The 13924-nt window shown below is 74.8% G+C and carries 12 protein-coding genes and 1 tRNA gene; 3 read left to right on the forward strand and 10 right to left on the reverse strand.

The window, feature by feature from the left end:
* Positions 1–233: 233 nt before the first annotated feature.
* Positions 234–1211: a PQQ-dependent sugar dehydrogenase gene (locus tag ACI79C_RS24725; RefSeq protein WP_456948354.1), complete on the reverse strand. Its 978-nt coding sequence runs from the start codon at positions 1209–1211 to the stop codon at positions 234–236.
* Between the two features lie 439 nt (positions 1212–1650).
* Here ACI79C_RS24725 and ACI79C_RS24730 point away from each other — a divergent pair, with 439 nt between their 5' ends.
* Complete coding sequence (locus tag ACI79C_RS24730; protein WP_456948355.1) at positions 1651–3057, forward strand: threonine/serine ThrE exporter family protein; 1407 nt, start codon at positions 1651–1653, stop codon at positions 3055–3057.
* A gap of 411 nt (positions 3058–3468) precedes the next feature.
* Here the strand turns inward: ACI79C_RS24730 and ACI79C_RS24735 are convergent.
* A tRNA-Asn gene (locus ACI79C_RS24735) sits at positions 3469–3544 on the reverse strand.
* Between the two features lie 137 nt (positions 3545–3681).
* Between ACI79C_RS24735 and ACI79C_RS24740 the strand changes: the two genes are divergently transcribed.
* A complete protein-coding gene (locus tag ACI79C_RS24740) occupies positions 3682–3954 on the forward strand; it encodes a hypothetical protein (protein ID WP_456948356.1) in 273 nt (90 codons plus the stop codon).
* 7 nt (positions 3955–3961) lie between these two features.
* Here ACI79C_RS24740 and ACI79C_RS24745 read toward each other — a convergent pair whose 3' ends face one another.
* The 8 genes from ACI79C_RS24745 to ACI79C_RS24780 all read right to left on the reverse strand — a co-directional run bounded on the left by ACI79C_RS24745 (position 3962) and on the right by ACI79C_RS24780 (position 13160).
* Positions 3962–4543 (reverse strand): hypothetical protein, encoded by a 582-nt coding sequence (locus ACI79C_RS24745; RefSeq protein ID WP_456948357.1) that lies wholly within the window; start codon positions 4541–4543, stop codon positions 3962–3964.
* Positions 4540–6426: a DNA primase gene (gene dnaG / locus ACI79C_RS24750; protein ID WP_456948358.1), complete on the reverse strand. Its 1887-nt coding sequence runs from the start codon at positions 6424–6426 to the stop codon at positions 4540–4542. Before dnaG ends, ACI79C_RS24745 begins: the two co-directional genes overlap by 4 nt.
* Positions 6426–6929, reverse strand: coding sequence for a hypothetical protein (locus ACI79C_RS24755; protein WP_456948359.1), 504 nt, complete (start codon positions 6927–6929; stop codon positions 6426–6428). Before ACI79C_RS24755 ends, dnaG begins: the two co-directional genes overlap by 1 nt.
* 14 nt (positions 6930–6943) lie before the next feature.
* Positions 6944–7573 carry a YdcF family protein gene (locus ACI79C_RS24760; protein WP_456948360.1) on the reverse strand — a complete coding sequence of 210 codons (630 nt, stop codon included), beginning with the start codon at positions 7571–7573 and terminating at the stop codon, positions 6944–6946.
* Positions 7574–7715: 142 nt separating this feature from the next.
* Entirely contained in the window at positions 7716–10436 is a 2721-nt protein-coding gene (gene ppdK / locus ACI79C_RS24765) for a pyruvate, phosphate dikinase (RefSeq protein WP_456948361.1), read from the reverse strand.
* A 135-nt stretch (positions 10437–10571) separates the two neighbouring features.
* On the reverse strand, positions 10572–11018 hold the full coding sequence (locus ACI79C_RS24770; RefSeq protein WP_456948365.1) for a hypothetical protein: 447 nt from the start codon (positions 11016–11018) through the stop codon (positions 10572–10574).
* A 5-nt stretch (positions 11019–11023) separates the two neighbouring features.
* Positions 11024–12181 carry a tRNA dihydrouridine synthase DusB gene (gene dusB / locus ACI79C_RS24775; protein ID WP_456948362.1) on the reverse strand — a complete coding sequence of 386 codons (1158 nt, stop codon included), beginning with the start codon at positions 12179–12181 and terminating at the stop codon, positions 11024–11026.
* Between the two features lie 31 nt (positions 12182–12212).
* A complete protein-coding gene (locus ACI79C_RS24780; protein ID WP_456948363.1) occupies positions 12213–13160 on the reverse strand; it encodes a helix-turn-helix transcriptional regulator in 948 nt (315 codons plus the stop codon).
* Positions 13161–13222: 62 nt separating this feature from the next.
* On the opposite strand from ACI79C_RS24780, the gene ACI79C_RS24785 reads away from it, so the two are divergent.
* The gene (locus ACI79C_RS24785; RefSeq protein ID WP_456948364.1) at positions 13223–13792 is read left to right on the forward strand and encodes a DinB family protein; all 570 of its coding nucleotides are present in this window, start codon (positions 13223–13225) and stop codon (positions 13790–13792) included.
* Positions 13793–13924: the final 132 nt, after the last annotated feature.

A 13924-nucleotide genomic window follows, 5' to 3' on the forward strand; every position in this document is an offset into this window, starting at 1 on the left:
CCCCGTCGGCGAGCCCCTCCCCCACACTAATATCGCCCCCGGCGCCCCCCCCCCCGCCCGGCGGCCCCCCCCCCCGCACCGGCGCAGAGGTGGTCGGACGACCCCCGGGAGGGGCGTGGGTCTCAGCTCGATGGGAGCGGTGGCTCACGCCCCACCTCGCGAGTCGACACCGCATCGCCGTCCTCCTGGTCCTCACGGGAGGGGAGGTCGAGCTCGATCCGGCGACCCGGGACTCAGGGAGCCGCCACCGGGAAGCGCACGATCCGGTCGTCGCAGTCGCGCTCGTCGCCCCGGCCGTCGCCGTTGGACGTCGTCAGCCACAGTGCTCCGTCGGGGGCCTGCACGACCGTGCGCAGGCGCCCGTAGGCACCGTCCAGCTCGGCGCGCGGCTCACCGACGCCGTCCGCCTGCAGCGGCACCGCCCACAGCCGCTCCCCGGCGAGCGCGGCGACGTAGAGCGTGTCGCCCACGACGACGGCACCGGAGGGAGAGGCCTCCGACGTGTCCCACACGACCAGCGGGTTGGTGAACCGGCCGCCGTCGGTGTCGCCCTCGCCTTCGACGTCGGGCCAGCCGTAGTTGCCGCCGGGCTCGATGAGGTTGACCTCGTCGACCGCGTTCTGACCGAACTCGGTGGCCCACAGCCGGCCCGTGCCGTCCCAGGCCAGGCCCTGCACGTTGCGGTGCCCGAGGCTGTAGACCGGGGAGCCGGGCGTCGGGTTGTCCGGCGGCACCGAGCCGTCCGGGCGCAGCCGCAGGATCTTGCCGTTGGGGTCGTCGGGGTCCTGGGCGGCATCCCGGTCGCCGGCGTCACCCGTGGCGACGTAGAGCTGCCCGTCGGGGCCGAAGGCGATGCGCCCACCGTTGTGGACGTTCGCCGCGTCGATGCCCGCCAGCACCACCTCGGCGTCGGCCGGCGCGTCGAGCCGGAAGCGGACCACGCGGTTGTCCTCGTCGGTGGTGAGGTAGGCGTACACCCAGGGGTCCTCGTCGTGATCGGGGGGCACGGCGAGTCCGAGCAGGCCGCCCTCGCCGCGCGCCGCGACGTCCGCGAGCACCGCCACCTCGGCCGGCTGTCCGCCGTCGGGGGGCAACCGCAGGACCCGCCCGTCGTCCCGCTCGGCCACCAGAGCCGAGCCGTCCGGGAGGAAGGCGATCCCCCATGGGACGTCGAGCCCGGTCACCAGCTCCTGCGGCGCGCCGAGGTCCACCCTGGGGACGGCGACCGGCGGCGGTCCACCGGTCGACGGGGACGCGGGCGGCACGGCAGGCGTGCCGCTGGCAACGACCCGATCATCGTCGGCGCCGCACCCGACGAGCAGTGCGGCGGCGAGGACGAGGGCCCCGGAGGCGCGCCGCAGCGGAGACGGGGACGGGGACGGGGACGGGCCGGGACCACGGGATGACTCCGGATCGGTGCGCACAGCGTCATGGTGGCCCGGAACTGGTCACCACGAGCAGGGCAACGGGGCCACCCCGTGGCCGACCGCGCCGGCCGCGATCCGACGTGAACCGTCGCTCCCGACCTGCACGCCGCCCGCACCGTTGGATCGGTTCTCGGGCTTCGCGCCGCGAGCCACTGCTGTGGACGTCACGGGACGACGGGTCGCCTGATGTGGTCGGCACGCTCCCCGGACCTAGCCTGGCAGCGTGCCCACCTGGCCCTGGAAGCGTTCCGCGCCGTATGCGCGCATCCCGGAGCGGGCATGGCGAGCCATCGCGGGCAACGACCCACCGACCGCACCCATCGGCCTGCGCGCCCAGCCGAGCCGGATGGACGACCTCACCGCGCACGCTGCACTGGGGCTGGCCTTGCGCATCGGGGCATCGATGCTGGCCCTCGGGGCCCCCGCGGCCGATGTCACCGCGACGGTGCTGCGGGTGGCTGCCGCCTACGGGCTGACCAGCTGCCAGGTCGACATCACCCACACGTCCATCACGGTCAGCTACGACCGCGAGGACGCCGTGCCCCTCACCGCCATGCGGATCGTGCGCACGAGCCGGTCCGACTACACCCGCCTGCAGGGCATCACCGACCTGGCCCGCGCGGTCGGCGCGGGCGGCCTGGACGTCGAGGAGGCACACCGCCGGCTGGACCGCGTTGTGTCCGCGCCCGCCACCTACCGCCGCACCGTGACCGCGTTGGCCTGGGCCGGCGTCGCCGGTTGCTTCGGGGTCGTCCTCGGCGGCGGGTGGTCGGAGGCTCTCATCGCGGCGCTGACCACCGCTCTGATCGAGCAGGTGCTGCGCGTGCTCAACCGGCGCAGCCTGCCGCTGTTCTTCCAGCAGGCCGTCGGGGCCGCGCTCGCCACGGGGGTCGCCGTCCTCCTGCTCGCCTGGGACGTCGACGTGCGCACCTCGCTGGTCGTCGCGGCCGGCATCGTCGTGCTGCTCGCCGGACTGTCCCTGGTCGGCGCCTCCCAGGACGCGATCAGCGGCTTCCCGGTGACCGCCGTGGCCCGGGCCTTCGAGGTGGTGACGCTGACCGCCGGCATCGTCGTGGGCATCGCCGGCGTGCTGGACCTGGCGCAGCGAGCCGGACTCCCGCTGGCCGTCGTCACCGCCTCGTCCTCCCCCGTGCCGTACCCCGTCGCGCTGGCCGCGTCCGCCGGGATCGCCGGGTCCTGGTCCCTGGCCTGCCACGCCCGCCCGCGCGACGTCGCCCTCGCCGCGCTGGCCGGAGCGCTGTCGTGGTCGACGTTCTGGACGGCCGGCGGACCGGGGGCTGCCGGGCCCGCGCTGGCCAGCGCGCTGGCGGCCGTCGTGGTCGGCTTCTGCGGGGAGCTGCTGACCGACCGGCTGCGGATCCCGCCGCAGCTCATCGTGGTCTGCGGCATCGTCCCACTGCTGCCGGGGCTGGCGATCTACCGCGGCCTGTTCGCGATCGTCGTGGACGCCGACTACCAGGATGGGCTGGCCGCCCTCGTCGGCGCCGCCGCCGTCGGGCTGGCCCTCGCCGCCGGCGTCACGCTGGGCGAGTACCTCGGCAGGCCGGTCAGCGGCGCGCGGGACCGCTACGACGAACGCGTCCGCCGGCGGGCCATGACCACCGACTGAGCGGCCCGCCGGTCGTGCTGCTGCACGGCGTCGACGAGGGCTTCGCCGGACTCGTGGAAGTGGCCCGCCGCTCCGGCGTGAGGAGCTTCGCGCAGCACGGGTCATCCACCTGCGGCAGCTCGGCTGGTCCACCGAACGCCTGGCCGCACGACGACGCAGAGGTCTGCCGGACGCGACACGATCGAGCAGCTTGCGCCGGGACCCCGCCAGAGGACTCACGACTGCCCACGAACCCTCCGGGGTTGCGCGGTCAGGAACTCCAGTAGCGCGGCTCCACGACGAGGGGCAGACCGCCGACGTCACGATGCACGAGACCCCGGGCGTATGACCACCCGCGGCCGAGGCTCCACAGGGATCGTGCTCGGTGGTCCGTTGGTCGACGGGCGGGACTCGACGCGCCTACCTGCGGTGTGGCTCCCCCGATTGGACTCGAACCAATAACCCTGCGATTAACAGTCGCATGCTCTGCCAATTGAGCTACGGGGGATCGGCGGGTCGGACCCGCGCGCAGCAGCAAGAGTACCCGACGCCGTCCGGGCTGCCGCGGAGGGGCCTTCGCGTCGCGCGTCACAGGCGGCCCGGTTACCGTGATCATCCGCTTCCAGACTCAGCAGGAGGTCCCCCGTGGCGAAGCTGTCCTTCCTCGCCGGCTTCGGTGCCGGGTACGTGCTCGGCTCGAAGGCCGGGCGGGAACGCTACGAGCAGATCCGCAAGGCGTGGGACAACGCCAAGGACAACCCGCAGCTGCAGGGCGTGGCGGGGATGGCCCAGGCCCGAGCCGACGCGGTCGTCAACTCGGTGAAGGCCCGCATGGGCCGCGACACCCCCAGCGAGCGCCCGACCGGGCCCACCGCCCCGGGGCCGGTGGCGCCGCCGAGCCCGGGTCCGACGCCCTGACGCGGGGTCAGACCACCTGGTCGGCGGCGACGACCTCGGCCAGCTTCTCCCGCGCGACCTCCCGGGCGACCGGGTCGCTGCGGTCGGCGTCGTCGTCGAACACGACCGTCCACTCCCGCGCGGCCTGACCGGGCACCCGCCGCGCCACGAGCAGGACTCCCCCGCCGCCGGGCAACGGGGCCCGGCGGCTGTCGACCACCGTCTCGTCCACCCGTCGGCGGACGACGGCCGGCAGGTCACCGGCGTCCCGCAAGGCGTGCCGCTCCACCGGCAGCCGCGCCTGCACGCCCGGCTCGACCTCCCTCAGCGCGGTGACCTCGAAGCGGCCGCCGCCGTCGCCGGTCGCCGTCCACCGGGCCGAGGCCACCTCGTGCCACGGCAGGACGCCGACGTCACCGGCATCGGGCAGGGCCAGGCCGGCGGGGACGCTGCGCAGGCCGCGGGAGGTGGCCACCAGCCAGCCCTCGTCGCGCACCAGCGCACCCCAGGCGAGCACCCGCTCGTCGGGGTCGGCCGAGGCCTGCGCCACCGCGCGGACCAGCTCCGGCGGACGGGCCAGCCGCCGCCGCACCCGCTCGACGAGGCTCACTGCGCGAGCCCGCCCATCGCCCGCTGCCGCAGCGAGATCGCCTGCTGCTCGAGCGCCATCAGCTGGCCGAACGCCCGCATGTACTCGTCGCCGGCCTCCACCGGGTTCATCCGCTGCAGCCGGCCCTTGAGTGCGGCCACCTGCCGGACGGTGTGCATCTCCTCCAGTCGAGCGAGCACCGCGTTGACGTAGCCGGCGTCGGCCTCCCCCACCGACCGCATCGGCTCGACGGCCAACGCGGTCAGCTGCGCCCGGGCGCTCTCGCTGGTGCAGTGCGCGGCGATCTCGTCCAGCCACGCCGGGCCGGTCACCCGCGTCGCGGCCGCACCGCCGGCAGCGGCGACCGCGGCGGCCACCGCGGCGTGGTCGGGGTCGGTGTAGGCCTCCACCGGGATCGCGTCGAACGACGGCCCGGCCAGCTCGGGCACCTGCAGCGCCGCCTTGACCGCCTCCCGCTCGACGGCGACCGCGATGTCGTCCGGCGACCGCTTCGGCGTCCGGGCACCGCGGGACCGCTGCGGTGCGGCGTCGTCCCCGGTCAGCCGGCGCACCCGCTCCTGCACCTCGGCCTCGTCGGTGTTGCCGATCATCCCGGCCAGCTGGCGGGCGTAGGCCGGCCGCAGCGCGTGGTCCTTGATCTGCGCGACCAGCGGCACGGTCTTCTCCAGCGCGGCCACCCGGCCCTCGACGGTGTCGAGGTCGTAGCCGGCCAGCGTGGTCTTCAGCACGAAGGCGATCAGCGGCGTCCGGCGGGCGACGAGGTCCCGGACGGCGGCGTCACCGTGCGCCTGGCGGAGCTCGCAGGGGTCCCGGCCGTCGGGCTCGACCGCGACGAAGGTCTGCCCGACGAAGCGCTGGTCCTCGGCGAAGGTCTTCATCGCCGCGTTCTGGCCGGCCGCGTCGCCGTCGAAGGTGTAGATGACCTCGCCGCGGAACTCGTCCTGGTCCATCAGCAGCCGGCGCAGGACGCTGATGTGCTCCGGGCCGAAGGCCGTGCCGCAGGAGGCCACCGCCGTCGTCACACCGGCCAGGTGGCAGGCCATGACGTCGGTGTAGCCCTCGACGACCACCGCCTGGTGCCGGCGGGCGATGTCGCGCTTGGCCCGGTCGATCCCGTAGAGGACGGTGCTCTTCTTGTAGAGCGGGGTCTCGGGGGTGTTGAGGTACTTCGGGCCCGGGTCGTCGTCCATCAGCTTGCGGGCGCCGAAGCCGATGACGTCGCCGGTGATGTCGCGGATCGGCCAGACCAGCCGGCGGTGGAACCGGTCGATCAGCGTCCCGCGGGAGGACTCCTTGGCCAGCCCGGCGGTGACCAGCTCCTGCTGGGTGAAGCCGTTGCCGCGCAGGTGGCGGGTGAGGGCGTCCCAGCCGCCCGGGGCGTAGCCGCAGCCGTAGTCGAGCGCCACCTGCCGGTCGAAGCCGCGGTCGGCGAGGAACTGCCGCGCGGGCGCGGCCTCGGGCGTTGTCAGCTGCTCGGCGTAGAAGGCCGCGGCCGTGGTGTTGGCCGCGACCAGCCGGGCCCGCTGGCCCACCTGCGAGCGGTCCGGCCCGCCGGTGGGCCGGCCGCCGTCGTCCTCGTAGTGCAGCTCGACGTTGGCCCGCCCGGCGAGCAGCTCGACGGCCTCGCTGAAGGACAGGTGGTCGATCTCCTGCACGAAGCGGATGACGTCGCCGCCCACCCCACACCCGAAACAGTGATAGAGCCCGCGCGAGGGGGTGACGTGGAAGGACGGCGACTTCTCGTCGTGGAAGGGGCACAGGCCCTTGAGGCTGCCCCCGCCCGCCCGCTTGAGCTGCAGGTGCTCGCCGATGATCTCGTCGATCTTGCTCCGCTCGCGGACCAGGGCGATGTCCGCGGCCCGGATGCGCCCCCGCCCGGCCATCAGCTGCCTCCCGCCGCAGCCGCGCCACCGGCGATCGCGGCCGTCGTCGCGGCCTGGTCCCGGCGGCTCATCACCAGCGCCAGCCACAGCAGGAAGACCTGGTGGTCCAGCGGCAGGGACTCGTCCGCCGTCAGGGTCGACCGCGGCGACCAGCCGCCCGTCGTCCCCGTCTCGGCCACCACCCGGCCGTCGACCAGGTAGCGGTACCCGCCCTTCCAGCGGGACACCACCTCGGCGTGCAGCGCCGTCCCCTCGAGGTCGGCGTCCCAGGTGCCCTTCCAGAACGACGTCTGCCAGGCCCGCAGCCGGACGGCGTCCTCCGGGTCGGCCGCCCACCGGCCGGTGAGCTCCCGCTTGCGCTTCGCGAGCACCCACTCGCGGTCGCCGACGACGGCCGTGGCCGCCTCCTTCCAGTTCGAGGCCCGCAGCGTCGCGACGACGACGCCGTCGCGCAGCACCCGCCTCTCGGTGCCGGCGGTGCCGGCCTTGCCCAGTTCGAGCACGATCCCTCCCCCGCTCAGCCGATCCCGGGCGCGCCGGCGACGCTCTCGCCGGTCGCGCGGTAGAGCAGGTACGCCGCCGTCTCCCGGAGGATGTAGCGGAACTGCGTGGTGCGGGTCTGCACGGCCGGGCCCTGCCGGGTCGGGGAGCTCTCCGCCGCGATGCCGGCGTCCTGTGCCATCCGCTCGGCGCGCAGGGCGTGCCACGGGTCGGTCACCAGGACCGCTGAGCTCCAGCCGCGCTCGGTGAACGCCGCACCCACCGCCCGCATGCTCTCCAGGGTGTCCACGCCCTCCTGCACGGGGAGGAGCGCGTCGTCGGGGACGCCGGAGCCGGCCAGGTAGTCCGCGCCGGCCTCGGCCTCGGTGAACTGGTCCCCGGCCGCCTTGCCGCCGACGGTCACGATCACCGGTGCCACGCCGTCCTCGTACAGCTGCAGGGCGTGCTCCAGCCGGGCCTCGAAGATCGACGACGGGACGCCGTTGTACTGGGCCGAGCCCAGCACCACGATCGCGTCCGACTCCGGCCGGGCGTCCTGCCGCGCCGTCCACCAGATCGCCGTCGCGGTCGAGACGACCAGCAGGAAGAACGCCAGGACGAGGGCGCCGACCACCCGGCCGATCAGGCTCCCTGCACGCACCCCCACGCGTCATGGGTACCACGCGGGGCTGTCGGGACCAGGCGGATGGGGACGGTGTGCCGGACTCCCCCCGCGAGATCTGCACAGTGGTCGCCGTCAGCGGGCTGATCGCGACCACTGTGCGGATCTCGATCAGAGCACGGTGAGCTCAGGAGCCGACGTGCTCGGCCCCCAGCGCGGCGCGGCCGGCCTCCAGCCGGGCCACCGGGACCCGGAACGGTGAGCAGGACACGTAGTCCAGGCCGACCTCGTGGAAGAAGTGCACCGAGTCCGGGTCGCCGCCGTGCTCGCCGCAGACGCCGAGCTTGAGCTCCGGGCGGCCGGCGCGGCCGCGCTCGGCGCCGATCTCCACGAGCCGGCCCACCCCGGGACGGTCGATCGACTCGAACGGCGAGACGCCGAAGATGCCCTTGTCCAGGTAGGCGTGGAAGAACGCCGCCTCCACGTCGTCCCGCGAGAAGCCCCAGGTCATCTGGGTGAGGTCGTTGGTGCCGAAGGAGAAGAACTCCGCCGACTGCGCGATCTCCTCGGCCGTCAGCGCCGCGCGCGGCACCTCGATCATGGTGCCGATCAGCGGGCGGAGGTCGACGCCGTGGGTCGCGCAGACGTCGGTGATCACCCGCTCGGCCTCCTCGCGGATCGCCTCCAGCTCCTGCACCGCACCGACCAGCGGGATCATGATCTCCGGCCGCGGGTCGCCGCCGGCCTTGAGCCGCTCGCAGGCCGCCTCGACGATCGCCCGCACCTGCATCGCGAACAGGCCGGGGACGACCAGCCCCAGGCGCACACCCCGCAGGCCCAGCATCGGGTTCTGCTCGTGCATCCGCCGCACCGCGGCGAGCAGCCGCAGCTGCCCCTCGTCGTGGTGGCCCTCGGCCTCGGCGACCGCCACCCGCACCGACAGGTCGGTCAGGTCGGGCAGGAACTCGTGCAGCGGCGGGTCGAGCAGGCGGACGGTGACCGGGAGCCCGTCCATAGCCTCGAAGATCTCGAGGAAGTCCTGCCTCTGCAGCGGTTGCAGCGCGTCCAGCGCCGCCTGCCGCTCGTCGTCCCCCTCGGCGAGGATCAGCTTCTCCACCAGCTGGCGCCGGTCGCCCAGGAACATGTGCTCGGTCCGGCACAGGCCGATGCCGTGGGCGCCGAAGCGGCGGGCCCGGGCGGCGTCCGCGGGGGTGTCGGCGTTGGTCCGCACGTCCATCCGCCGGCGGGAGTCGGCGTGGGTGAGGAGCCGGTGCACGCTGCGCACCAGCTCATCAGCACCGCCGTCGGCTCTCGTTGACTCCGGGTCGATCTCGCCCTCGAAGTACCGGACGACCGAGGACGGCTCGACCGGGACCTCGCCGAGCCAGACCCGGCCGGTGGACCCGTCGATGGAGATGACGTCGCCCTCGTGCACCTGCGTGCCGTCGGGGGCGGTGAACCCCCCGGCCTTGGTGTCGACCTGCAGCTCCTCGGCGCCGCAGACGCAGGTCTTGCCCATGCCGCGGGCGACGACGGCGGCGTGCGAGGTCTTGCCGCCGCGGCTGGTGAGCACGCCCTGGGCGGCGATCATCCCGGAGAGGTCGTCGGGGTTGGTCTCCCGCCGGACGAGCACCACCTGCTCCCCGCGGCCCGCCCACTCGACGGCGGTCTCGGAGGAGAAGACCGCCTTGCCGACGGCGGCGCCGGGCGAGGCGTTCATGCCCTGGGTGAGCTGGGTGGCGTCCCCGCCGGAGACGAACCGCGGGAACATCAGCTGGGCGAGCTGCTCGCCGGTGACCCGGCGGACCGCCTCGTCCAGGTCGATGAGCCCCTCGTCGACCAGCTGGGTCGCGATGCGGAACGCCGCGGCCGCCGTCCGCTTGCCGACACGGGTCTGCAGCATCCAGAGCTTGCTGCGCTCGACGGTGAACTCGATGTCGCACAGGTCCCGGTAGTGCGACTCGAGCGTGCTCATGATCGACAGCAGCTCGCGGTAGGCGCCCTCGTCGATGCGCTCCAGCTCCGGCAGCGGCACGGTGTTGCGGATGCCGGCGACGACGTCCTCACCCTGGGCGTTCTGCAGGTAGTCGCCGTAGACGCCCTGCTCCCCGCTGCCGGGGTCGCGGGTGAAGGCGACGCCCGTTCCGGAGTCCATGCCGAGGTTGCCGAAGACCATGGCCACGACGTTGACCGCGGTGCCGGCGTCGCCGGGGATCCGCTCGCGCCGGCGGTAGAGGATCGCGCGCTCGGAGTTCCACGAGTCGAAGACGGCGTTGATGGCCAGGTCCAGCTGCTCGCGCGGGTCCTGCGGGAAGTCCCGGCCGGTGTGCTCGGAGACGATCGCCTTGTAGCGGCCGACGACGTCGCGCAGGTGCCCGGCGTCCAGGTCCAGGTCGAGGTCGGTGCCCTGCTCGCGCTTGACCTCGTCGAGCGCGTCGTCGAAGTGCTCGCCGTCGATGCCGAGCACGGTCTTGCCGAACATCTGGATCAGCCGGCGGTAGGAGTCCCAGGCGAACCGCTCGCTGCCCGACTGCGCGGCCAGGCCCTGGACCGACTCGTCGTTGAGGCCCACGTTGAGGACGGTCTCCATCATCCCGGGCATCGACGCCGCGGCTCCGGAGCGGACGGAGACCAGCAGCGGGTCGGCGGGGTCGCCGAGGGTCTTGCCCATCGCCTTCTCCAGGGCCGTCAGGTGCTCGGTCACCTGGTCGGCGAGCTCGGGCGGGGTGCTGCCGTGCTGGAGGTAGTGGCGGCAGGCGTCGGTGGTGATGGTGAACCCGGGCGGCACCGGGAGCCCGAGGTTGGTCATCTCGGCGAGGTTGGCACCCTTGCCGCCGAGCAGGTCCTTCTGGTCCTTGCTGCCCTGGCTGAAGTCGTAGACCCAGGTCGTCGCACCGGTCCCGCCCACCGTGCACCTCCGCGCTCGTCCGCCGACCGTCCCGCGCCCGGGGTAGACGTCTCATACGTCTCGGGCAGAGGTGATCGTGTCCGATGCCGCGGAGGTCCGCCAGCCCCGTTCGGGCGACCGGCGAGGAACCGGACCTCAGCCGGTGGAGGTGCCGCAGACGCGCGCGCCGTCCTCGGGGACCACGGTGAACGTCGAGGTGCTGCCGTCGGTCCACCGGACGTCGACCCGCTGCACCGGCTCGCCGTCCCGCTCGCCCTCGGTGGTCCCGGCGACCTCGCCGGCCCCGCCGGCGGCGTAGACCCCGGCCACCTGCTCGGGGGCGAGGCGGGCGCGCTCGCTCTCGCACAGCAGCCCGTGGGCGGTCTCGACGTCGTCGGCGGCGAGCGCTGCGAGGAAGACCCCGGTGACCTCGCGCGCCTGCTCCTCCGGGCTGCCCTTGACCAGCGGCAGCCCGAGCGCCATCGCGACCGCGACGAGGACGGTGCCGCCGAGGATCGCCAGGATCAGGCCGCGCGCCGACCGGGGGGTGCCGGTGTGCAGCGGCGCCGGGTCGTCGTCGTAGAGGTAGGGGCCCTGCGTCATCGCGCTCACCCGCCGCTCACCATCAGTTCGGCCCCGGCCGGCGGCCGGGGGTCGTCGCGGTCGTCCAGCCACCCTGCGGGCAGCGCGACGGGGCGGGGCGCGCTGGTGCGCCCGCGAGGCCCGCCGAGCACCGCCGTCGGGTAGGGCTGGTCGGGGATGCCGGCCAGCAGCCCGCCGAGTTCGTCGAGCGAGCTGACCATCGCCAGGGCCCGCCGGACGTCGGAGCCGACCGAGAACCCCTTGAGGTACCAGGCGACGTGCTTGCGGAAGTCGGTGCAGCCGTGCAGCTCGCCCTGCTCCTCGGACAGCAGCTCGGCGTGCCGGACCATGACCGCGGCGACCTCGCGGAGGGTCGGCAGCGCGCGGCGGGACTCCCCGGCGAAGGCCGCGGCCAGGTCGCCGAACAGCCACGGCCGCCCCAGGCAGCCCCGGCCGATGACGACGCCGGCGCACCCGGTCTCGGCGACCATGCGCAGGGCGTCGTCGGCCTCCCAGATGTCGCCGTTGCCGAGCACGGGGATGTCGACGGACTCCACCAGCCGCGCGATCGGCGCCCAGTCGGCGGTGCCGCTGTAGAGCTGGTCGGCGGTGCGCCCGTGCAGGGTGATCGCCGCGGCGCCCTCGTCCTGCGCGATCCGGCCGGCGTCGAGGTACGTGACGTGGTCGGTGTCGATGCCGATGCGGGTCTTGACGGTGACCGGCACGTCGCCGGCGGCCCGGACGGCGGCCCGCACGATGTCGCGGAAGAGCACTCGCCGCCACGGCAGCGCCGACCCCCCGCCCTTGCGCGTGACCTTGGGCACCGGGCAGCCGAAGTTGAGGTCCACGTGCGCGGGTCGGGTGCCTGCGACGCCCTCGTCCACCAGCATCTCGACCGCGCGGCCGACGGTCGCCGGGTCGACGCCGTAGAGCTGCACGGAGAAGGCGTCCTTCTCGTCGGGGGTCGCCCGCACCATCGCCAGGGTCTTCTCGTTGCGCTCCACCAGCGCCCGCGTGGTGATCATCTCGCACACGTACAGGCCGGCGCCGAACTCGCGGCACAGCGTGCGGAACGCCGGGTTGGTGATGCCGGCCATCGGGGCGAGGACGACGGCTGGGTCGACCGTCAGCGCGCCGAGCTGCAGCGGCGGCAGGGCCGTCGCCGGCTCGAGCGTGCTGGTCACACCTCTCAGGGTAAGCGGCGCGGTGGACCGCTCAGCCCGCGGCGCGGCGCAGGCGGTCGGCGAGCTCCCGGCACCGCGCGCCGAGCTCCGCGGGCGCCAGCACGGTGAAGTCCACGTCGAGCAGGACCAGGTGCGCGGCGATGGTGTCGAGGCTGTCGGCGCCGGTGGTGAGCAGGCAGCGCCGCTCGTCGAGGACCTCCACCACCGCGACGGTCGGCGGCACGAGCGCGGTGACCGTCGCGGCCGGTGCGTCCAGCAGGACGCGGGCGCGCCAGCGGTAGGGGCCCGCGGCCACGCCCTCGCTGACGTACCGGGCGGCGTCGGGCGGGTCGGCCGGGCGGGACCGCACCCCGGTGGTCAGGGCGTCCGACAGCCGGTCCACCCGGAAGCTGCGCCAGGCGTCGCGGTCGACGTCGCGGGCCACGAGGTACCAGCGGCGTCCGCTGCACACCAGGCGGTGGGGCTCGACGTGCCGCCGGGTGTCGGCCCCGTCGGCGGCGGTGTACCGGAAGCGCAGCCGCTCGCCGTCCCGACAGGCCAGCGCGAGCACGCCCAGCAGGCCGGGGTCGACGGTGGGGACGGTCCCGGGCACCGACACCGTCGCCGACTGCAGCGCGGCCACCCGGCGGCGCAGCCGGCCGGGCAGCACCTGCTCGAGGACCGAGGTCGCCCGGACGGCGGCCTCCTCCGCACCGGCCATCGCGCCGGCCGCGGCGACGTGCAGGGCGACGGCGACGGTCACCGCGGCCTCGTCGTCGAGCACCAGGGGCGGCAGGGCGGTGCCGGGGCCGAGCACGTAGCCCCCTGCGGGGCCGGGTGCGGCGTCGACCCGGTACCCGAGCTCGCGGAGCCGCTCCACGTCGCGGCGGACGGTCCGCGGGGTCACCCCCAGCCGCGCGGCGAGGTCCTCCCCGCGCCAGGAGCGGGCGGAGGTGAGCAGCGCGAGGAGGCGCAGCACCCGGACGGTCGGATCGGCCACGGGGACATCGTGGCGCAGGACGCGGACAGGATCGGTCCGCATCTGCTCCTAGCGTGCCGCTCATGGAGACGACACGGACGACGGTGGACTGGACGCACGAACTGGTCGAGCAGCTGGACTGGCACTGGCGCACCCAGCTGCGCCCGCGGCTGGACGGGCTGACCGACGAGGAGTACCGCTGGGAGCCGGTCCGCGGGGCGTGGAACGTGCGCCCGCGCGGCACCTCCCCCGCGCCGATCGCGGTCGGCCGGGGCGACTTCACCATCGACTTCGCCGTGCCCGAGCCCGACCCCGCGCCGGTCACCACGATCGCCTGGCGGATGGGGCACGTGGTCGTCGGCGTGCTCGGCATGCGGGCGGCCGCCCACTTCGGCGGTCCGGCGATGGACTACGAGAGCCACGAGTACCCGGGCGACGCGGCCACGGCGCTGACCCAGCTCGACGCGGTCTACGCCGCGTGGACGACGGGCGTGCGCGGGCTGGACGAGGCGGCGCTGGCGCGGCCGTGCGGGCCGGCCGAGGGGCCGTACGCCGAGCTGCCGATGGCCACGCTGGTGCTGCACATCAACCGGGAGGTGCTCCACCACGGCGCCGAGATCGCGCTGCTGCGCGACCTCTACCGCTGGCGCTGAGCCCCGCGGGGGGGGGGGGGGGGGGGGGGGGGGGGGGGGGGGGGGGGGGGGGGGGGGGGGGGGGGGGGGGGGGGGGGGGGGGGGGGGGGGGGGGGGGGGGGGGGGGGGGGGGGGGGGGGGGGGGGGGGGGGG

Source organism: Geodermatophilus sp. SYSU D00697, assembly GCF_054050175.1.